We start from the raw sequence: 21,371 nt of genomic DNA on the forward strand, positions 1-21,371 counted from the left end.
TGGGCCTTGGGGGCTGGGGCTAATCAGCGATGTGGATGCAATTCTTCACTTTGCAGAGTTTGGTGTCGTTCTCTTACTATTTCTTATTGGCCTAGAGCTCAATCCCAAAAAGCTGATGAAAATGAGAGGACCCATATTGGGAATGGGTGGTGCTCAGGTGATTGTCACAACCGCCATTCTTGCCAGCATTGCAAATTTGGCCGGAATTTTGTGGCAAACCAGTTTAGTGATTGGTATGGGGCTTGCGCTTTCTTCGACCGCGATTGCATTAAAAGTGATTGAAGAACAAGGGCTTGCCCGAAGTGAGACTGGGCAGTCGAGCTTTGCCGTTTTGCTGTTTCAAGATATCGCAGTGATACCTATGTTAGCCATTCTTCCAGTGCTAGCTGGTAACACCGCAGGAAACTGGTTAGACGCACTGTGGATGCTACTCGGTGTTATCGGCTTACTTGTCGGTGGTCATTTCTTACTGCGCCCTCTTTTCCGCTATGTGGTGATGAGCGGAGTGAGGGAACTGTTTACCGTTGCTGCCTTGCTACTTGTTATCGGCATCGCACTGCTCATGCAAAAACTCGGTTTATCTATGGCTCTAGGGACCTTTCTAGCGGGTGTTTTACTTGCAGAGAGTGAATATCGCCACGAGTTAGAGATTGCTATTGAGCCCTTTAAAGGACTGCTACTCGGTTTGTTCTTTATTGCGGTGGGGATGGCGGTCAACTTAGGCTTGTTAGCGCTTCATCCATGGAGCATTATCACAGCAGTCATAGGTTTAGTGTTGCTCAAAGCAGCGATTCTTTACGTTCTCGCTCGATTTAGTGGGACGCGAGATAAGGCGCGCAGCAAGATGTCAGTGATACTCAGTCAAGGTGGTGAGTTCGCGTTTGTTATTTTTACCGCCGCCAGTAGTGAAGGTTTACTATCGAGGGAAGAAACGGCCTTTCTATTGGTGATCGTCAGCTTGTCTATGGTGACGACGCCGTTATTGTTGATGGCTCAGAAGAAGTGGTATGCCCGCAAACTCAACACTGAATCTGACTCTCCATTGTCCAGTGATGTGATCAATAGAAAACCGCGAGTCATTATTGCTGGATTTGGGCGTTTTGGTCAGATAGTGGGTCGTTTGATGTACGCTAACAAGATCAAACTGACCATACTTGAAAGCGACGCCAGTCAGATCAAGTTGCTGAGAAAATACGGTTATAAAGTGTTTTATGGCGATGCGACTCAACTGGATTTGTTAAGAGCGGCGGGCGCAGATCAAGCAGAAGCAATAGTGGTTTGTACCGACTCTCCAGATGAGATAATGAAAATTGTCGATTTGTGTAAAAATCATTTTCCAAACTTAAAAATTCTTGCACGTGCGCGCAGTCGAGTCGAAGCCTATCAACTTCTTAGCCACGGCGTTGAAAGTTACTCTAGAGAAACTTTCTTAGGGGCGCTGGATTTGGGAAGGCAAACACTGATCGAGTTAGGTATGCACCCGTATCAAGCTAAACGTGCCGAGGCACACTTCTGTAAACTCGACAACGACATGTTAGAAGAGTTGCTCCCAGAACATGCGGAAGACAAGCAACTCGCGCTTCGAGCCAAAGAGGCGCGAAAAGAGTTGGAAGAGATCTTTGGGCGTGAGATGGAAAATGAGCAACACAGCAAAAATTTCTGGGATTGAGCCTCTAAGTGCCAATCTTTAAGCACTTAATCTCGAATCCCGTTTAGTAAAGACTACGACTAGATAGTCAGCAGTAAGAGACGTGAAATGAAAAAAAGATTTATCGCAGGTGCGAGTTGCCCAAAATGCTCAGCTAAAGACTCGTTGCGCTGGTGGATTGAGAACAATATTGAAATGGTCGAATGCGTTGATTGTGATTATATCGATCAGAGAAAGCCCAAGTCGGTCGAGAAAAGCGATCACAATGAAGAAAATATGATCGGTATTTTTAAACCTGATTAACGCTTAACGAGCCATGGCTCATCCATACAGTCGTGAAACCGTTATTCTTCTGAGCTAAAAATAGTTATCACAATGTTTTGTATTGCAGTGGCTAATAATTAGTGAACTGTGTACGTCAAATTATTGAATTCTTGTCACTAATTTGCTTATTGCTACTCTTAATGTTGAAAAGAGTGAAGGCGCTCTGACGACAGTGTGTTGAAGTCAGGGGGGGATGTCCCCATAATAGCGGGGTTAATTAATTTGTGCTCATTATGATTGTATGGGCCGCACTCCCTTGGAGCTATTATGAAAATCGAAAACAATGTAGTTGTAAGCCTTGCTTATCAGGTAAAACTGGAAGATGGCGTAGTTGTAGATCAATCTGGCAGCGATGCTCCACTTGACTACCTTCACGGTAACAACAACCTAATTGTTGGCCTAGAAAAAGCGCTAGAAGGTAAAGAAGCCGGTGATAAGTTCTCAGTTACTGTAGCTCCTGAAGATGCATATGGCGATCACAATGATGCATTGGTACAACGCGTTCCAGCGAATGTTTTTCAAGGCGTAGACCAAATTGAAGTCGGCATGCGTTTTCTGGCTGACACTGATCAAGGTCCAATCCCTGTTGAAGTGACGGCAGTTGAAGGCGACGAAGTGGTGGTTGATGGAAACCACATGCTTGCAGGTCAAGTACTGACGTTTGATGTTGAAGTTGTAGCGATTCGCGAAGCGACTCAAGAAGAAATTGAACACGGGCACGTTCACCAAGGCGGTAGCTGCGGTCACGACCATGATCATGACCACGAAGGCGGTTGCCGTGGCGGTGAAGGTCACGAACACGAAGAAGAGAAGAAAGACGGCTGCTGCGGTGGCGGTGGCTGCGGTTCACACTAAGAGCCGTTAGACTTTTTCCGTCTGTTCGAAAAAAATAAAGCGCTGACCAAATGATTGGTCGGCGTTTTTTTCATCCCCTGAGTATGTCCAATAGGAGTGAGATGATGTCTTCAACTTTTGCTATCGCCATTCACGGCGGCGCGGGAACCATCGTTAAAGAACAAATGAGTGATGAACTCAAATCAGAAGTGATGACCGCACTAAAAGCATCGGTAAAAGCGGGTCACAAAGTATTGTCAGCAGGTGGGGATGCGTTAGACGCCGCGACCGAGGCCGTCAAAGTGTTGGAAGATTCTCCACATTTTAATGCTGGGCGAGGTTCGGTTCTGACCCATCAGGAAATGGTCGAAATGGATGCATCGGTTATGCACGGTAGAGAGATGGATGCTGGTGCGGTAGCCGGAGTGAGACACGTTCGATATCCAATCGCCCTTGCAAAAGACGTCATGCAGAAGAGTGACCACGTTTTGCTTATTGGTGATGGTGCTGAAACGTTCGCTTTTGAACAAGGGCACGAGTACACGGAACAGGATTTTTTCTTTACGGAAAGGCGTTATGAACAGCTTCAATCCATGAAAGAAAAAGGATTGTACGCGCTTTCAGAATCCCAATACCCCGATGACAATAAGTTTGGCACCGTCGGCGCAGTCGCTCTGGACAAAAATGGAAACCTTGCAGCGGCAACGAGTACAGGTGGGATCACCAACAAGAAGTACGGCCGAGTAGGAGATTCTGCCCTAATTGGCTGTGGCACGTATGCGGAGAATGGCAATGTTGCAGTATCGACAACTGGCATGGGTGAGTATTTCATTCGCAAAACAGTGGCGAGTGATGTGGCAGCGCGAATGCGGTATTTAAAAGAAGATGTGCAAACCGCGAGCGAAGCCGTAGTTCAAGGTGACTTAAAAGATATGGGCGGAGAGGGTGGATTAATAGCGATAGATGCACAAGGAGTGATTCACTTTGCCATGAACAGCAGCGGCATGTATCGAGCGAGCATTGATATCACAGGGGATTTGACACTGGCTATCTATGCAGATGAATAGGTATTCAGGTAGTTACCAGTGTGGATCTGCTTAAGATCCCTCCATCCAACAAGGGCTTAAAGGCAGGTTACATTTCTATGATTAAAAAATGACTGCACTTGCGCCAATTCGATGCTAGAATCCATTTTTAACCAGTAATCAGAATTGGAAAGATGGGTAATAACGTAGTCGTTCTTGGCACCCAGTGGGGTGACGAAGGTAAAGGTAAAATCGTAGACCTTTTAACTGAAGATGCAAAATATGTGGTTCGCTACCAAGGCGGTCACAACGCAGGCCACACTCTAGTTATCGACGGTGAAAAAACCGTTCTTCACTTAATTCCATCAGGCATTCTACGCGATAACGTTAAATGTGTTATCGGTAACGGTGTAGTTCTATCACCAGACGCCCTACTTAAAGAAATGAAGCCTCTTGAAGAGCGCGGTATTCCTGTACGTGAACGTCTTTTCATTTCTGAAGCGTGTCCGCTCATTCTTCCTTACCACATCGCTATCGACAACGCGCGTGAAATCGCTCGTGGTAAGAAAGCTATTGGTACTACTGGCCGTGGTATCGGTCCAGCATACGAAGATAAAGTCGCTCGTCGCGGTCTTCGCGTTGGTGATCTATTCGACAAAGAAACCTTTGCTGAAAAACTAAAAGAAGTGATGGAGTTCCATAACTTCCAACTAGTGAACTTCTACAAAACGGACGCGGTAAGCTACGAAGAAGTTCTAGAGCAAGCAATGAGCTATGCTGATCTGCTAACTTCAATGGTTATCGACGTGACAGACGAGCTGGATGCAGCGCGCAAACGCGGCGACAAGATCATGTTTGAAGGTGCACAAGGCACTCTACTTGATATCGACCACGGTACATACCCATATGTAACGTCGTCTAACACTACTGCTGGTGGTGTTGCGGCAGGTTCTGGTTTTGGTCCTCGCCACATTGGTTACATTCTAGGTATCGCTAAAGCGTACTGTACTCGTGTTGGTTCAGGTCCATTCCCAACTGAGCTGTACGACGGTCAAGATAAGCAAGACCCAGTAGGTAAGCACTTAGGTGATGTTGGTCATGAGTTTGGTGCGACAACGGGTCGTTTACGCCGTACAGGTTGGTTCGATGCTGTTGCGATGCGCCGTGCAATCCAAATCAACTCTATCACTGGTTTCTGTTTAACTAAGCTAGACGTACTCGACGGTTTAGAAGAACTTAAGATCTGTACTGGTTACAAGATGAATGATGGTTCTATCTTAGAAGTGTCTCCAATGGCTGCTGAATCTTTTGAAGAAGCAACGCCAATCTACGAGACTATGCCAGGTTGGTCAGAAAAAACCTTTGGTGCTAAGTCTATCGATGATTTGCCAAAAGCAGCACTTGATTACATCAAGCGCATCGAAGAGCTAACTGGTGTACCAGTAGATATTATTTCGACTGGCCCAGACCGCAACGAGACAATCATCAAGGTTCACCCATTTAACGTTTAAGCGTTATTCGAATCTTAAGAACCGGCGGCAATCGCCGGTTTTTTTATGCGCAAAATGGTGCTATTTTCTACATTATGTGCCGCTTATTCACGGTTTGAGAACTTACACGGCAACAGATTGCCATTAAGCGGCAATTTAAGCTAAAGACTTTGCTGATAGAGCCGATAAAAGTATCAAGCCATCTGCGTGAAAGCAGTGATATCGAGTGAACAGTCTCTTATAACCCCTTTGAGAAAAAGCGGATAAGAAGGCTGCGATGGCCATAAAAGTGAAGAGTGCTCCTATGAAGCTAAAAAACTTAGCTGCTTCATTGATGTTAGCGTTCGGCTGCGCTTCCGCCCATGCCAATGTGGTAGATGTGGGAGAGCCGATCCCTATATACACTGAAGCTCAGCTGATAAAACTGATTAATCAAAACAAGCATCTGGAACAGATCAAAGCAGATAACTGTCAGTTGGTAGAAGATATCGTTGCAAGGGCAACGAGGATCAGTTTGCCATCTTACGAGTATTTGTACGGCGATATGCTGGCATGGGGTGTTTGTGTTGATCAAGACGTAGAGCTTGGTCTTTATTATATCGAAAATGCGGCGCACCAAGGTTTGCCAGCGGCGTTGGAAAAACTAGGTAGTTATTACAGTCGCGGAACCTTAGTTCAGCAAGATAAAGAGCGAGCGATTCCCTATTTGCGTGAAGCTGCGGCGATGGGTAACATCAACGCCCGAGTACACCTAGCTGAGTTGCTGTTGCGTGATTACGGTAGCCCACTTGATTACGAAGATGCTTACCGCTGGCTTTACAATTCCGTGACGGCGGATAAGCGCATGCACAAACGCATTTCCGTTTTACGACAAGGGCTGGAAAGGCGAATGCCTCAGAACATCATTGCCAGAGCGAAAAAACGAGATACTTTCTGGTAAAAAACTCAACTCTTCACATCAGATACTGAAAAAACGCCCTTTGAGGGCGTTTTTTTATGCCTTTTTAGAGGCTTGGCTGTTGGTCACTCATGGAGTCGGATATACTTAAGGAACTTCCTAGTTCAACAGGTGTGACTATGTCAGACACTACTCCAAATGATCCTTTTGCCCAGCGCGAATCTCAAAACTACGAGAATCCTATCCCAAGCCGGGAGTTTATTCTTGAGTACTTAGAGAGTGCTGGTGTGCCGATGAACCGCAATGATCTGTTCGAGGCCTTAAAGTTAAAAGGAGAGGAGCAATACGAAGGCCTACGCCGTCGCTTAAGAGCCATGGAGCGTGATGGTCAACTGGTGTTCACTCGTCGTCAGTGTTACGCACTTCCAGAAAAACTAGAGATGATAAAAGGTTATGTCATCGGCCACCGCGATGGTCATGGATGGGTACGTCCAGAAGGGTGCGTAAACAAAGAAGACGATATCGTTCTTCCCCATCATCAAATGCGTAATATCATCCACGGTGATTACGTTCTGGTACAGCCTACAGACAACTCAAAACGCGGCCGACGAGAAGGTCGCTTGGTTCGAGTATTAGAAGAGCGTAAAACCCAAATTGTGGGTCGTTTCTTTTTGGAGTATGGCTACTCTTATGTCGTGCCTGATGACTCGCGTATTAGCCAAGATATTCTCATCCCTAACGAGCACAAAGGCGGTGCGCGTATGGGAAATGTTGTCGTGATTGAAATTACCGATCGCGGCTCACGAAATCGCGGAATGACGGGACAAGTGGTTGAAGTGCTGGGTGAAAATATGGCACCGGGTATGGAAACACAGATCGCCATTCGCACGCACCAAATTCCCCACGAATGGCCAGAAGAAGTTGACAAGCAAATTGAAGGTCTGGGTGAAGAAGTCCCCGAAGAAGCGAAGAAAGGGCGCGTCGATTTACGAGATTTACCACTGGTCACTATCGACGGAGAAGATGCGCGAGATTTTGACGATGCCGTTTTCTGTGAAGCGAAGAAAAGTGGTGGTTGGCGCCTGTGGGTTGCGATTGCAGATGTCAGTTACTACGTAAGACCTGATTCGGCGCTAGACAAAGAAGCGATAAACCGCGGTAACTCGGTTTACTTCCCATCTCAAGTTGTCCCTATGCTTCCAGAAGTCTTGTCAAACGGATTGTGTTCTCTAAATCCACAAGTCGATCGCCTGTGTATGGTGTGTGAGATGACCATCTCAGCGTCAGGCAAGTTGTCCGGCTATAAGCATTATGAAGCGGTGATGAACTCTCACGCTCGCCTTACATATAATAAAGTCCATGACATTTTGGAAGGCGACGAAGTATTGCGCGAGAGATATAACCCGCTCGTGCCTCACCTCGAAGAACTGCACAAAATGTACAAGGTGCTAAAGCAGGCGAGAGACGACCGGGGTGCGATTGAGTTTGAAACCGTAGAAACGAAGTTTATTTTTAATGCTGACCGCAAGATAGATCGCATTGAACCTGTGATACGTAATGATGCTCACAAGTTAATTGAAGAGTGCATGATCATGGCGAACATTGCGTCTGCGTCTCTTGTAGAGAAAGCAAAAGAAGCGGCACTGTATCGCATTCACGAATCGCCGGGCGAAGAACGTCTGATGGGATTCCGTGATTTCTTAGGTGAACTGGGACTGGATCTCAAAGGTGGTTTAGAGCCATCACCGACGGACTATGCCGATCTTGTTAAGCAGATCGCTCAGCGTCAGGATAAAGAACTTATCCAAACCATGTTATTGCGTTCTATGAAGCAGGCAGTGTATAACGCTGACAACTGTGGTCACTTTGGTTTGGCACTGAAGCGATACGCTCACTTTACTTCACCGATTCGCCGATATCCTGATCTGCTGTTGCATCGGGCAATTAAGTACTTAATTGCCAAGGAAGAGGGCCGAAATCAAGACAGATGGACCCCAACAGGTGGTTTTCATTACTCCTTTGACGATATGGACTTCTACGGTGAGCAATGTTCAATGACGGAGCGCCGTGCAGACGATGCAACCCGTGAAGTGTCTGATTGGTTGAAATGTGAATACATGCAAGACCACGTAGGTGAAGAGCTCGAAGGTGTGATTGCTAATGTCACTGGGTTTGGTTTCTTTGTACGTTTGACCGAGCTGCATATCGATGGGCTTGTTCACATTTCAGCACTCGCTAACGACTACTATCAATTTGACCCTATTGGTCAACGACTTATTGGTGAAAGCTTTGGTGCGATTTACCGCTTGGGAGACGCAGTAAAAGTGAAAGTACTGTCGGTGAACTTAGATGATCGACAAATTGACTTTGAATTAGTGGAAACTAGTCGTAAGCTACGCGGCAAAGGTAAAACTGCTAAGAAACGAGCAGCTGAAGCCCAAAAGAAAGCGAAGATGAAAAAGCGCATTGCTGAAAATGGCCGAGGCAAAAAAGCCAAACCAATGGTTGAACCAACCAAGCGCCCTGACGGTAGCAATGAAGGTAATCCGGCACGCAATAAAAGCAAAGCGGAAAAAGTGCGCAAAAAAAAGTCACGTGGTAAAGGCAAAGCCAAAAGTACCCGTGGTGGCAAGAAATAAGCGGATAGAGAAATGAGTAACGAATTTATTTATGGCATTCACGCTGTAAAGGCGGTGTTGGCAAAAGAGCCAGAACGCTTTATAGAAGCCTTTGTTCTGAAAGGCAGACAAGACGATCGATTGATGCCGATCTTAAACGAACTGCAAAAACTGGGTATCTCTGTTCAGCAAATGGGTCGCAAAGCGCTTGATGACAAAGCCAAAGGAGCTAACCATCAAGGTATTATGGCAAGGGTGAAACCAGCTAAACAGCTTAATGAAAACGATTTAGACGACATTCTTGCTCAGCATGATGCGCCATTGCTTTTGGTTTTAGACGGTGTGACAGACCCTCATAATCTTGGTGCTTGCCTGCGCAATGCTGATGCTGCTGGTGTCGCTGCGGTTGTTGTACCAAAGGATAAGTCTGCGCCTATGACAGCAACGGTTAGCAAAGTTGCATGTGGGGCGGCAGAGACAGTGCCTCTTGTTCGAGTAACAAACTTAGCTCGCACGATGCGCGCACTTCAAGAGCAAGGTATCTGGTTTGTAGGCACCGCCGGTGAAGCAACCCATGATATTTATCAGTCTAAATTGACAGGGCCATTAGCCATTGTGATGGGGGCTGAAGGGGATGGCATGCGTCGCCTGACTCGTGAAACCTGCGACGATTTGATAAAGATTCCAATGGCGGGTAGTGTTTCTAGCCTAAACGTATCCGTAGCGTCAGGCATTTGCTTATTTGAAGCGGTGCGCCAAAGACTGGGTCGATAGATACTAAATACAATGAAAGAGAAGGGTCGGTTTTCCGGCCCTTTATCTTACCAGCCAGTGTCTAGGGTTCTGAGTTTTACTGTTGCGGCGAATTTCGAAGTAGAGGGATGCTTGCGGTTGTCCACCAGTATCACCAGCTAAAGCAATGGTTTCCCCTGATGCGACTTTATCACCTTCTTTTTTCATTAGGCTCTGATTGAAACCGTATAGCGTCATATCTCCCTTGCCGTGGTCGAGAAGCACAACAAGGCCGTAACCGCGCAAGTAATCGGCAAATACCACGGTACCTGAATAAACCGCTTTTACCGCTTGCCCATAGTTTGCGTCGATAACAATGCCCTTCCAACTCAACTGACCGGTTTGATTACTACCGTAGCTGTGCATGACTTTGCCTTTTACAGGCCAAGGAAGACGGCCTTTTTTCTTAGCTAGCCCATCCATAGGAATATTGTTGCGTTTCGCCGCTTTGGCGATTTCAGCTTTTAGGCGAGTCTCATTTCGTTGCAGTTCAGAAAGGTATACCTTGTCGTTGGATATACTTTTTTTAATTTTCCCAACCGTGCCTTTGCGATCTTTTCGAGTTTTAGATAGCTGATTGAGTTTGTTGTTTTGCTGGTCGAGTAAACGGGTGATCTGTTGCTTTTCAAGTTGCAGTTGCTCTCGACTGTGGTCGAGGTCGGCCTTTGTTTTGTTCAGCGCCTCTATGGTTTGTGTTCTTTGCTTGGCAAGGTGTTGGAAGTACTGGCTAATGCGATCTTCCTCGACGCCATTGTTAAGGATATTAGTTGAAGACTTCGCCCTTTGGGTAACGTAGTAGGTTTGCAATAGCTCTTCGAGCTTGTCACTTTGAAGCTTGCGCGTTTCTTCTAAAACGCTAATGCGAGTTTCTAAATCACCGATGTTTTTATTGGTTCTCTTTAGTTCGGTCTTGGTTTCGCGAATATCTTTGTTAATGGCGCTGATCGACATCTCTTGGTTTTTAAGAGATTTTTGCAAATCGTCTAGCTTTTTTTTCTGGCTGGTAAGGGATTGTTGTTGGCGGGATATTTCACCTTTAACGCCTTTGAGTTCAGCCTTGGAGTCTGCATTAACACAACTAGACCACGCAAGCCCAAGAGCGAGTAAAATAGCTAGTGGTTTTTGAATCTTTGAACCTTTGCGAAAACAAGCGCAGACCATTGTGGGGGCACAATCCTAAATAATTGAAGAACAAACAGTATACTCAACTCACTATAAGATGCGAGATGCAGAAATCAAATAATCTATAAAGATTTTCCCCATATTTTGAAAGGCTGAAAACAAAAAAAAGCCCAGACCTAAGTCTGAGCTTTTTTGTCCTTTGTATGATTAATTACTTAACCAATACTTTACCTGACATTTCTGCTGGGATTTCAATATCAGCAAGAGACAGCATTGTTGGTGCTAGGTCAGAAAGCTTACCGCCTTCTACAAACTCAACAGCTTTAGGTCCAACGTAGGCTAGTGGAACTGGTAGGTTGGTGTGAGCAGTGTGTGTACCGCCTGTCGCTGGGTCTACCATCATTTCAGCATTGCCGTGGTCTGCAGTGATTAGCGCTTGACCACCGACTTCGTTGATCGCTTCAACAACACGGCCAACACAAGTATCGATAGCAACAATAGCCTGCTCAGCAGCTTCGTACACACCAGTGTGACCAACCATGTCTGGGTTAGGGTAGTTACAGATGATAGTGTCGTACTTACCAGACTTGATTGCTGCAACAAACTTGTCAGTAAGCTCTTCAGAGCTCATTTCTGGCTGTAGATCGTAAGTCGCTACTTTAGGAGAAGCCACTAGTTGGCGATCTTCGCCTTCAAACTCAGTTTCAACACCGCCGTTAAAGAAGAAAGTCACGTGAGCGTACTTCTCGGTTTCAGACATGCGCAGCTGGGTTTTACCTTGCTTAGATAGCCACTCACCGTAAGTGTTTTCAAGTGAAGCTGGTGGGAAAGCAATAGACAGAGGAATATCCGCTGCATACTGAGTTAGCATAACAAAGTTGATTGCAGGGAAAGATTCACGTTCGAAACCAGCAAAATCAGTAACAAATGCACGAGTGATTTGACGAGCACGGTCAGCGCGGTAGTTCATAAAGATAACAGCATCGCCATCTACGATAGCTGCTGACTCTTGACCTTCTGCTTGGATTGCCGTTGCTTTTACAAACTCGTCGTTTTCGTCGCGAGCGTATGCTGCTTCTAGACCTTCAACCGCTGATGCAGCAGTAAACTCACCTTTACCTAGAGTAAGTAGGTCGTAAGCAACTTGAACGCGATCCCAGTTGTTGTCGCGATCCATAGCGTAGTAACGACCAACTAGAGAAGCCACGCGGCCTTTGCCTAGTTTTGCGAATAGCTCATCAAAGCGTTTTAGTGAGTTTTCTGCACTACGCGGTGGCGTGTCACGGCCATCAAGGAAGCAGTGTACGTAGATTTTTTCTGCGCCACGAGCTGCCGCCATTTCTACTGCTGCGTAGATGTGATCTTCGTGAGAGTGAACACCGCCCGGAGACATAAGACCCATTAGGTGAACCGCTTTACCAGCCTTGATAGCTTTGTCCATTGCTTCAACGATTGCTGGAGTTTCAGTGAACTCACCGTCAGCGATAGATTTTGTAATACGAGTAAGGTCTTGGTAAACCACACGACCTGCACCGATATTGGTGTGGCCTACTTCTGAGTTACCCATTTGACCTTCAGGTAGACCAACGTCTAGACCAGAAGCTGAGATAAGCGTGTTAGGGTTATTAGCAAACAATGCATCTAGGTTAGGCTTTTTAGCGTTTGCGATTGCGTTGTGTGCTGTGTCCTCGCGGTGTCCGTAACCGTCAAGGATAACTAGAGCCAATGGCTTCTTAGCAGACATAGATATGACCTCGTCAAATTTTCTGAAACTCTTGGTCTTAAGACCTTGAAACAAAACTAGCGTAATTTTACTACACTTTTTAATCAAAACTGTAGGTTAAGATCAAATATTGTTGCCAATTTCGTGTTGTTATCTTTCAACAGGATTAAAAATTGTGTAGCACGTATCTTAAGACTAATACACTTTGTCGCTTTATTTTTACTCATTGAAGCGAAGAAATCTAGATGATAATAACTATCAGTTAGATAGGCACTAAACGATTGACTACTTGGGCAGAAAGAGTATTAGCTAACGAGAATCGCCGTTCCAGCGACCGCCACTATTGCACCTAACCATGCGTAAAAGTTGGGCCTTTGCTTGGTATATAGCCATAAAATAGGCAGCAACATAATAGGCGTAGTCGATGATAAAAGTGCGACCATGCCGACATTCCCCTCTTGGAGAGCGTAGAGAATAAGAGTCATACCAACAGCCATTGCGAGTAATCCGTTGACCGCCGTGATTGAGAAAATCTCCCAGTTCATTCGTTGGGTGGCCTTGGCGACTTTCACTCCAGTAAGCAGCAGGGCAAAGTGTGCAATAAAGGCGGTAATCATTCGGATTGCAGAAGCGGCAACGGGGTCAATACTGGTTTGCATAATCGGTTTGGCAATAATCCCCCCAAGTGCTTGGCAGAGAGCGGCGGTTAAACCCAACGCGACGCCAATCCAAATATTTCCTTTGACCGTTTCTAATACATTATTTGACTGACCTCTTCTACCGAAAAAGATGGCCATTACGACACCGGAGAATACTAGGCTTGAGCCAATAAACTCCATAGTGGTCATATGTTCACTAAAGAGAAAGTAACCTAACACGGCCGAAAAAACCGCGTGGCAGGAAAACAATAGTCCAGCTTGCCTTGGTCCCATGCGATTAAGGCAGGCAAAGAGTGCAGTGTCACCGATAAAAATACCAATGAGACCCGACAACATCATCGCTGAGATAGAAGAGACTTCTACCGTTGCCCAACCGCCCGTATAGAGAGCCATACTGGACAAAATGACGGATGTACACCCCATACGCCATCGGCTATAGGCGAACGAACCAAGGTGGTGTGAAGGTTTTACCGAAAGTAGACTGGCGATTGCCCAGAGAAAAGCGGCAGCTAAGGCCAGCCATTCAAAACCCATGAGAATCATCCTTCATAAAGCTGGTTTTGCGAGGCTGACCAATATGCATCAAAACAGTATAGATTCAAAGCACCTTGTGTATGTAATGGAATGGTTTAGCCCATTAGTGTCTAGCTACAAGGTACTTGTTCACCTAACCGAGTTACACTTTAAAGCGGCTGACTTCATCTCTCATTGCAGAGGCGGATTCAAACATACTTTGTGTACCTTCACTGCTTTCCAGCGCTTGTGAAGAGAGCATATCTGACGCTTCTTTGATGCCTTGAGTATTGCGACTGATATCTTCACTCACCGCCCTTTGTTCTTCAGCGGCGCTGGCTATTTGCATTGCCATCTGATTGATTTCGTCAATCGCATCGGTGATCTGACCAAGACTTTGAAACGCTTCTTCTGCATAGTTGACACTGGTATCCGCCAAAGAGGTACTTGACTGCATACTGTTTACCGCTTGCTTAGTGTTACTTTGCAAGGTTTCGATCATGGTACGGATCTCTTCCGTTGAACCGTGGGTACGTTGGCTTAGAACTCGCACTTCGTCTGCAACCACCGCAAAGCCTCTGCCTTGCTCGCCAGCTCTAGCGGCTTCAATAGCGGCGTTGAGAGCGAGAAGGTTTGTCTGTTCAGCGATCTCCTGAATAGTAGAAAGGATCTGATTAATACTTTGTGTATTGCTTTCAAGTTCAGCGATAACTCTAGCGGCATCGGAGACCTGTTCAGCGAGCTTGGTAATGGCTTCGCGATTTTTTTGAATGACTTCTTGTCCATCTTGACAAGCTGCGGACGAACTTTGAGAAGCGTTGGCGGTGAGTTCGGCGTGATTGGCTACTTCGCCAGCGGTTGCAGACATCTGATGAATGGCTGTCGCGATCTGGTTCACTTCGTTTTGTTGTTGCTCCACTTGTTCAGTCGATTGACTAGATAGCTGGTTTGCGCTGTTTGCTTGACTGGACAGTTGCTCACTGTGATCAATTACCTCTTTAATCATGGCTTGCATCTGAGCGAGGAACACATTCATTTTTTCAGCGAGAACACCGATTTCGTCCATGCGTTCGATTTGAATGCGTTGGGTTAAATCCCCTTTGCCTTCAGACAGCTCAGTGAGAGCATTGCCCAATGTATTGAGAGGCTGAAATAGACGAGTAATTACCCATGTACTGACGGAAGCAATAATAATGTACAGCAGAACCGAAGCGATAGCGGTAAACTGAATTTGGTCATCAACGGATTGGTAAGCCATCTCTTTATTAACCATGAGAAGTAGTGACCAATCGGTATTGGGAACTTGGCTACTGAAAACCAACTTTTCGCCAAGTTCCGGCCAATTGACGGAGGTCAGTTGTTCAGCCTTTTGAATGTCGGTGACTTTTTGTGGGGTGAGCTCTGGATTTAAAGATGACAGTGGTTGCTGTACTTTCTCTGCATCGTGGTAGGCGACGATGTTGTTACTACCGTCGATTAACACTGCAAATCCCTCGTTGCCTAGGTGAACGCCTATCACCTCTTCCACGATATCGGTAACGGGTAAATCCGCGGCTAGTACGCCTTTCAACGACCCAGAAAACGATTTGGCAAAACTGACGACAATACTTCCATCAAAGTCTTGGTAGGGCTCAGTGATCACGAGGTTGGTCTCGTTAATGGCGTCTTGATACCAAGGTCGTGTGCGAGGATCGTAATCCGCGGGCCAGTCTTCGGTTGGATCACCGTAGGCAATAGAACCATCTTCAAAGCCAGCATACACTGATAAGAACTTACCTGCGTTTTTGGTGAGTAGCATTTCGCGCTCTGGATCATTTGCAGTTAGGATCGCTTTCTCATTTGCCAACATCATTTCGGCTCGAATACCAAACCAATCACTAATGTACCGCGAGGTCGCTTGACCCACGTTTTCCATTTCACTGGTTATAGCAGCGGTGGTTTCCGCTTTGAGTTGACTCACTGAAATATAGGCTTGAACACCGCTAACGATTGCGATAATGACTGCAATAGCGATTTGAATTTTGAATTTAATGGTATGTCTCATTCTCTTTCCTTAATGCTAAGAAAAAGCACGGCATGTGCGGACTTACTCGTATTATTTGGAGCATTTCGCTGTAAACAGAATGAAATGCAGTAAGAGAAACTGTCGGAATAGGGTGTGACAGTTAATGATAGAATGCTATAAGAAATGCAAAGGTATAAATATGATCTACATATCTATTCAGTAACTGGTTAAGTGCCTAAAGTCAAAAATTAGGCACTTCTGTGAGGAATTGTGATTTGATGCCAACAATTAGTTTGTGCCGTTTCAGGTGAGAATCATCAAAGCTAGATAGACAATGATTAAGCCAATAATCCCCATTATGACCCCTGTTTTGGCCATGTCTTTACTCTCAATTAACCCCGTAGAGTAAGCTAGGAATTAGGCGGCGTAGAGACGGGTAAAATCATACCCAATGAAGCGGAAAAGGCGACGACAATAAGCAAACCTTTAAGTCCCCCAATGGCTGACAGGCTCTCCATCGACGCACCTATTGCAGCTGCGATTGGCATAAGCAAGTTAGCTGTTGCAGTATTGGACATAAAGTTCGCCATTAGCCAGCAAACAATAGACAGTGTTATTACAACGGCAAACGGCGACAGTGACTCGTAATCGATGGCGTGTGCTAAGGCTGAAGCTAGGCCTGTTTTGTCCAATCCTATGCCGATAGCAATACCACCAGCAACCAACCAAAGTACGTCCCAGTTGATCTGTTTAAGTTCTGGTTTACCCATAATTCCAGTCAGTGTAAAAACGGCAAGCGGCAGTATCGCAACTACATAGGTATTCATTCCGTGTAACTTGGTTGTCATCCACAAAACGATGGTTGCAGCGAAAGTTATGTAGACGACAACAGCTCGCCAATTGCGCTGAAAGCGCCCATCTAGTTTTAGCTGCATGGCGTCTTGTGTTGAAGGGAACAGCTTTTGAAGTAAAAACCAAGCAATGGTGAGCTGGACGATGACAAAGGGCAGACCCATCATCATCCAAGTTAAGAAATCGATGCTATTTTCACCGGTGAGATACTGTAAGGCGATGGCGTTTGGCGGTGTACCGATCGGCGTAGCTATACCGCCGGTGTTTGCGGCGATGGGAATACACAATACCAAGGCTTTTATTCCCAAATCACCTCGCGGTGCAGAAGCGACAATAGGCCCGAGTAACGCTAACATCATCACCGTGGTTGCCGTGTTGGACATAAACATCGAGAAAACGGCAGTAATCAACATCAAACCTAGCATTATAAATTTGGGTTGATGCCCAAAGGGTTTGAGAAGCACTCGCGCTAAGTTGTTGTCTAACTCGTATTTAGAAGCGGCTATGGCTAAGGCAAATCCACCCATAAAAAGAATAATAATAGGGGAGGAAAAGGCACTAAAAATGTCAGTGTACTTCATAAGATCTCCCAGCTCGTGTCCTGCTGGGGGAGTCCTAAACCAATGCATTCCCTTGTCGGAAATCATGATGAGCTCAAGCGCGATGATCAAGATAGAAGTGGCGAATACGGGTACGGGCTCTAACACCCAAAGCAATGCCGCAAGTAAAAAGATCGCCAATAATCGATGTTGAATCAATGTCAGGTCATCGATAGGGATCAGGTCGATAGGCATAAACAAAATGCCAACAGGTACGCCAAAGCAAATCAACAGCTTAATGATAGTAGTGAGTTTATTTGACATGTACATTTCCGTTGCCTGACCACGATTAAGTTAGATTAATCCAAAAGAGGTATTAAGGTCTTAGATCCTGTTTAAATTTTTGAATTTAAGAATAAATGGATAGCAAGCATTTGTTATGGGTCAAAAAAAAGCTCCCGAATGGGAGCTTTTCAATTTGACTGTTTTTATGCTTCGTCTTTGCGGTGCGCGTATGGGGTGCCCATCACAGTGGTTTCGCTTAACTGCATGCTGCCATCAAATGTGATTTGGCCTTTTGCAAACAGGTTAATCACTGTTGAGCCAAGTTTAAATCGACCCATCTCTTCCCCTTTCTTCAGCACGACGGCTTTATCACCTTCCGCTGGGTAGTCCCAACGGTAAACCGTATTGCCAGTTGGGGGCGTGACAGTGCCCGCCCAAATCAGTTCAATGCTACCAACAATCGTTGCGCCCACAAGAACTTGAGCGACAGGACCAAACTCAGTGTCAAAAATACACACCACGCGCTCATTTCGCGCAAATAAGTTAGGCACATTTTCTGCGGTTAACGGGTTAACAGAGAACAAGTCGCCAGGTACATAAATCATCTGACGAAGCACACCATCACACGGCATATGTACGCGGTGATAATCGCGAGGAGAAAGGTAAAGTGTGGCAAATTCACCTTCAGAAAACTCATTGGCTAATGATTCATCGCCGCCAAGTAGTTCTTGGGCTGAGAAATCGTGCCCTTTAGCTTGAATCAACTTACCATCGTTAATTGGACCAAATTGGCTAACGCATGCGTCTGCTGGGTGAACGATAACCGTTTCACCTTCTGCAATGGGTCTTGCGCCTTCTTTTAACTCACGAACAAAAAACTCGTTGAATGTTTTAAAGTGTTTAGGATCTGAGTGAAGTGCTTCGCTCATATTCACTTTGTACTGTTTAATAAACCAACGAATGATAGCAGTAGTAAGGCCGCCAGCTTTTGCTGAAGCCAGTTTTCCAACTAAACGTGTTAGAGCGTGCTGCGGGATCCAGTATTGCAGCCCGACTTTAAATTTATCCATTGTCTAATTTCCAATCGTGAATTTGCCTTTAGGGCGCTGAATATTAATTCTATTTTGCCTCAAAGTCAGTAAAGATGTACACCTGAGTTAACGGTTAAGTAAAGCAAATGTTTCAGTGTAAGTTATAAGTCCGCTTTTTTGTTGCGAGAGAACTGACGATTGGCTTTCACTTCCTGCATACTTTCGAGAATTCGGTGATAGTTTTCAAAGCGTATTTCGCTGATCTCACCTTTTTCAACTGCTTCTCTTAAAAGGCAGCCCGGATCATCTAGGTGCTTGCAGTCTCTGAACTTACAACCTCCAAGGTAGGGGCGAAATTCAATAAAAGATTCGGTAACTTGTTCGGCGTCTAAGTGCCAAAGTCCAAACTCTCGGACTCCGGGAGAGTCAATTAAATCGCCACCAGTAGGGATATGATATAAACGGGCGGCCGTTGTTGTGTGTTGTCCCAAGCCAGAGTTTTCGGACACCGCCCCCTCTTCAATATTGAGTTCTGGCATAAGGGCATTGACTAGGCTCGATTTTCCAACCCCAGACTGCCCGACAAAGATGTTGATCTTGTCGCCGAGTTCCGCTTCCAAATCGTCGATACCTTCCCCCGACTCTTTACTGACCAAGAGGACCTTATAGCCAATTCGAACGTACTCAACCAGCCAGTCTTGGTACAACTCAAGTTGCTCGTCATCCAGTAAATCGATTTTGTTCAATACGATTAAAGGCGCTATTTTTAACGTCTCTGCTGCGACTAAGTATCGGTCAATGATGTTAAGTGACAGCTCAGGTAACACTGATGAGACAATTACCATCTGGTCTACATTAGCGGCTACTGGTTTTAGGCCGTCGTAATAGTCAGGTCGGGTAAGTACAGACGTTCTTGGTTCGACTGCCTCGACTACGCCCGAAATGCCGGCCATGGATTCAAGACCTGCTCTCCATGTCACTCGGTCACCAGAAACCAAAGTTTCGATACCACGGCGTAGATTACAGCGATGGATCTCTTTGCTTTCATGATCCTCGATATCGGCATGCTGCCCAAAGCGAGTGATGACCAAGCCTTGTTTTACAGAGCCCAGCATAGATTCGTCCCATTGAACGGACTCTTCTTTTTCAAGTTTTCGCTTTTGGTTGTGTCTGACTCGACGTACTTGACCTTTGGTCAGCTTTTTCTTTTTTGCCACAGTGATCTACTTATAACTCTATACTTTTGATTTAAGTCGGAACGATAACTACGCAGTGTAGTTCAAAACTATCTTGGGTATCCGAATTTGGGTATAGTACCTTTTTTGCAGACAAACAAATAGGCAAGCTTTTATGTCCTTTAGCGATCAAAATTTGATTTGGATTGATCTCGAGATGACCGGACTGGAACCGGAAACGCACAAAATCATTGAAATAGCGACAATTGTTACCGATGCCCAGCTAAATATTCTCGCTGAAGGACCTGTACTGGCGATCAGCCAACCTCAACAAGAACTGGATAAAATGGATGAGTGGTGTACAACGACTCACACTGCAAGTGGATTGGTTGAACGAGTGCAAAATAGTGCGGTGACGCAACACGAAGCAGTACAGCAAACGATTGAGTTTTTGGAACAGTGGGTGCCTAAAGGGGCGTCGCCTATTTGCGGTAATAGCATAGGCCAAGATCGTCGATTCTTATACAAACACATGCCAGAGCTAGAAGCGTATTTTCACTATCGCTATATTGATGTAAGTACCCTGAAAGAGCTCTGCCGCCGCTGGAAACCAGAAGTGTTGGGACAGTTCTCTAAAAAAGGAACGCATCTAGCCCTTGATGATATTCGCGAATCAATTGCTGAGCTAAAGTTTTATCGCGAAAACATAATGAATATTTAACAGACTTAAACAGAAAAGCACCGTTGGGTGCTTTTTTTATGGAACAGGTAGAAAGGCCATCTGAGCGACACCTTGAACAACTTTTGTTATCCCTCGGTCCGTTTTATCTGAGACAATTAAAGCCATGTTATCTTGCACTTGAGTCATTTTAGCGAAGATCCTATCGAAGCTAATATCGTAACCGTCTTCGCGGAACTCATTTGTCAGGATCAGCAGCTCACCTTGTTCATTTCTGCGGTGATATAGTCGCCATACAAAAATTTCTATATTGCGAGCGCTATTGTATAAAGCCTGCTCGTCTAGGGAGTCCAACATGAAGAACTCCTGCTGGTAATTGTATGAGCGGCGCAACATTTCAGTTAATCCTGCTATGGCAGCAAAAACACGATCGCCTTGGTACTCTTCCTCAAAACTTAAAAGAATCGCATCAACGCCGGACTTGCCATCCAGTTCGTCAAAAATAAGAGGAGGTAGTTCAAGTTTCCCTGGTTCTCCAAAGATCTCCAGCATTCTAGCTTCAACGGTTTTACCGTTGGCTTTGGCTAGCTCTCTAGGATTGCGTACATAGAGTTTACGTGTCAGTTTTTCAAGTAGAGCTTTCTGTTGGCGAGCGTGGATATCAGTTACAAAGTCGATATCGCTTTTGCCTAAGTTGCGAACGGGTTTAGGGACAGACTCACACCCAGTAAGTGTCATGATGGTTAACAAAGAGAGGACTAACCAGCGATGTAACGATTTCATTCCTTTCACTTACTTTCCTTAGATAGCGAATACAGTTCTTTACTTGTGAACCATCACAGGAACTCTGTTATATAGAAAAGCTGAAGGTCAGGCTAGAACTGCTTGTTTTTCATATAGAGATTACAGGCTTAGCTCTCATTTCAATCAATAACGTGACTCAGCAAAGATTGAGTTCCCTCTTTCCAGTGGGATAAATTTTTGTTCAGTTTGGAAAATTGAACTAATTTGCCATTCTGTATATTAAATCTTCGAACTTTATTGGTTTTGTGTGCTTTTTCATCAAACAGAAAAAAAAGGCCTTTTTTTCCTTGAAGGACTTGCATCACAAAAAAATGCTCTTATAATTCGCAGCCCTAAACGACGGAAACGTTGTGAG

General features: G+C 45.4%; 16 protein-coding genes and 1 pseudogene. 9 read left to right on the forward strand and 8 right to left on the reverse strand.

Translation table 11 applies throughout. From position 1 onward, the window contains the following. The 8 genes from kefB to rlmB all read left to right on the forward strand — a co-directional run. Positions 1–1,669 (forward strand): glutathione-regulated potassium-efflux system protein KefB (gene kefB, locus BLO31_RS05880; protein ID WP_070963461.1); only part of this gene is annotated, 1,669 nt, incomplete at its 5' end. Positions 1,670–1,756: 87 nt separating this feature from the next. Continuing rightward, the gene (locus BLO31_RS05885; RefSeq protein WP_070963463.1) at positions 1,757–1,951 is read left to right on the forward strand and encodes a YheV family putative zinc ribbon protein; all 195 of its coding nucleotides are present in this window, start codon (positions 1,757–1,759) and stop codon (positions 1,949–1,951) included. 288 nt (positions 1,952–2,239) lie between these two features. Beyond that, positions 2,240–2,827, forward strand: coding sequence for a peptidylprolyl isomerase (slyD, locus tag BLO31_RS05890; RefSeq protein WP_070963466.1), 588 nt, complete (start codon positions 2,240–2,242; stop codon positions 2,825–2,827). A gap of 104 nt (positions 2,828–2,931) precedes the next feature. Next, positions 2,932–3,873, forward strand: coding sequence for an isoaspartyl peptidase/L-asparaginase family protein (locus BLO31_RS05895; RefSeq protein ID WP_070963468.1), 942 nt, complete (start codon positions 2,932–2,934; stop codon positions 3,871–3,873). A gap of 152 nt (positions 3,874–4,025) precedes the next feature. Further along, positions 4,026–5,342: an adenylosuccinate synthase gene (locus tag BLO31_RS05900; RefSeq protein WP_070963470.1), complete on the forward strand. Its 1,317-nt coding sequence runs from the start codon at positions 4,026–4,028 to the stop codon at positions 5,340–5,342. A 283-nt stretch (positions 5,343–5,625) separates the two neighbouring features. Then, entirely contained in the window at positions 5,626–6,261 is a 636-nt protein-coding gene (gene motX, locus BLO31_RS05905) for a flagellar protein MotX (protein ID WP_070963499.1), read from the forward strand. 137 nt (positions 6,262–6,398) lie between these two features. Next, on the forward strand, positions 6,399–8,858 hold the full coding sequence (gene rnr, locus BLO31_RS05910; protein ID WP_070963472.1) for a ribonuclease R: 2,460 nt from the start codon (positions 6,399–6,401) through the stop codon (positions 8,856–8,858). A gap of 12 nt (positions 8,859–8,870) precedes the next feature. Continuing rightward, positions 8,871–9,611, forward strand: a complete 741-nt coding sequence (rlmB, locus tag BLO31_RS05915; protein ID WP_070963475.1) for a 23S rRNA (guanosine(2251)-2'-O)-methyltransferase RlmB — start codon at positions 8,871–8,873, stop codon at positions 9,609–9,611. Positions 9,612–9,653: 42 nt separating this feature from the next. Here rlmB and BLO31_RS05920 read toward each other — a convergent pair whose 3' ends face one another. From BLO31_RS05920 to rsgA, 7 genes and pseudogenes are all read right to left on the reverse strand, one after another. Beyond that, positions 9,654–10,790, reverse strand: coding sequence for a murein hydrolase activator EnvC family protein (locus BLO31_RS05920; RefSeq protein WP_070963478.1), 1,137 nt, complete (start codon positions 10,788–10,790; stop codon positions 9,654–9,656). 172 nt (positions 10,791–10,962) lie between these two features. Next, positions 10,963–12,495 carry a 2,3-bisphosphoglycerate-independent phosphoglycerate mutase gene (gene gpmM / locus BLO31_RS05925; RefSeq protein ID WP_070963482.1) on the reverse strand — a complete coding sequence of 511 codons (1,533 nt, stop codon included), beginning with the start codon at positions 12,493–12,495 and terminating at the stop codon, positions 10,963–10,965. Between the two features lie 284 nt (positions 12,496–12,779). Next, positions 12,780–13,667 carry a DMT family transporter gene (locus BLO31_RS05930; RefSeq protein WP_070963484.1) on the reverse strand — a complete coding sequence of 296 codons (888 nt, stop codon included), beginning with the start codon at positions 13,665–13,667 and terminating at the stop codon, positions 12,780–12,782. Between the two features lie 142 nt (positions 13,668–13,809). Beyond that, positions 13,810–15,690 carry a methyl-accepting chemotaxis protein gene (locus BLO31_RS05935; protein WP_070963486.1) on the reverse strand — a complete coding sequence of 627 codons (1,881 nt, stop codon included), beginning with the start codon at positions 15,688–15,690 and terminating at the stop codon, positions 13,810–13,812. A 264-nt stretch (positions 15,691–15,954) separates the two neighbouring features. Then, positions 15,955–17,366, reverse strand: a pseudogene (locus tag BLO31_RS05940) (SLC13 family permease). 164 nt (positions 17,367–17,530) lie between these two features. Continuing rightward, positions 17,531–18,397 (reverse strand): archaetidylserine decarboxylase, encoded by an 867-nt coding sequence (gene asd, locus BLO31_RS05945; protein WP_070963490.1) that lies wholly within the window; start codon positions 18,395–18,397, stop codon positions 17,531–17,533. Positions 18,398–18,519: 122 nt separating this feature from the next. Then, positions 18,520–19,575, reverse strand: coding sequence for a small ribosomal subunit biogenesis GTPase RsgA (gene rsgA / locus BLO31_RS05950; RefSeq protein WP_070963492.1), 1,056 nt, complete (start codon positions 19,573–19,575; stop codon positions 18,520–18,522). 133 nt (positions 19,576–19,708) lie between these two features. On the opposite strand from rsgA, the gene orn reads away from it, so the two are divergent. Continuing rightward, on the forward strand, positions 19,709–20,254 hold the full coding sequence (gene orn, locus BLO31_RS05955; RefSeq protein ID WP_070963493.1) for an oligoribonuclease: 546 nt from the start codon (positions 19,709–19,711) through the stop codon (positions 20,252–20,254). Positions 20,255–20,290: 36 nt separating this feature from the next. Here the strand turns inward: orn and BLO31_RS05960 are convergent, their stop codons facing one another. Beyond that, the gene (locus tag BLO31_RS05960) at positions 20,291–20,995 is read right to left on the reverse strand and encodes a hypothetical protein (protein WP_070963501.1); all 705 of its coding nucleotides are present in this window, start codon (positions 20,993–20,995) and stop codon (positions 20,291–20,293) included. Positions 20,996–21,371 lie beyond the last annotated feature (376 nt).

The organism is Vibrio sonorensis (genome assembly GCF_001854765.1).
Taxonomy (GTDB): domain Bacteria; phylum Pseudomonadota; class Gammaproteobacteria; order Enterobacterales; family Vibrionaceae; genus Vibrio; species Vibrio sonorensis.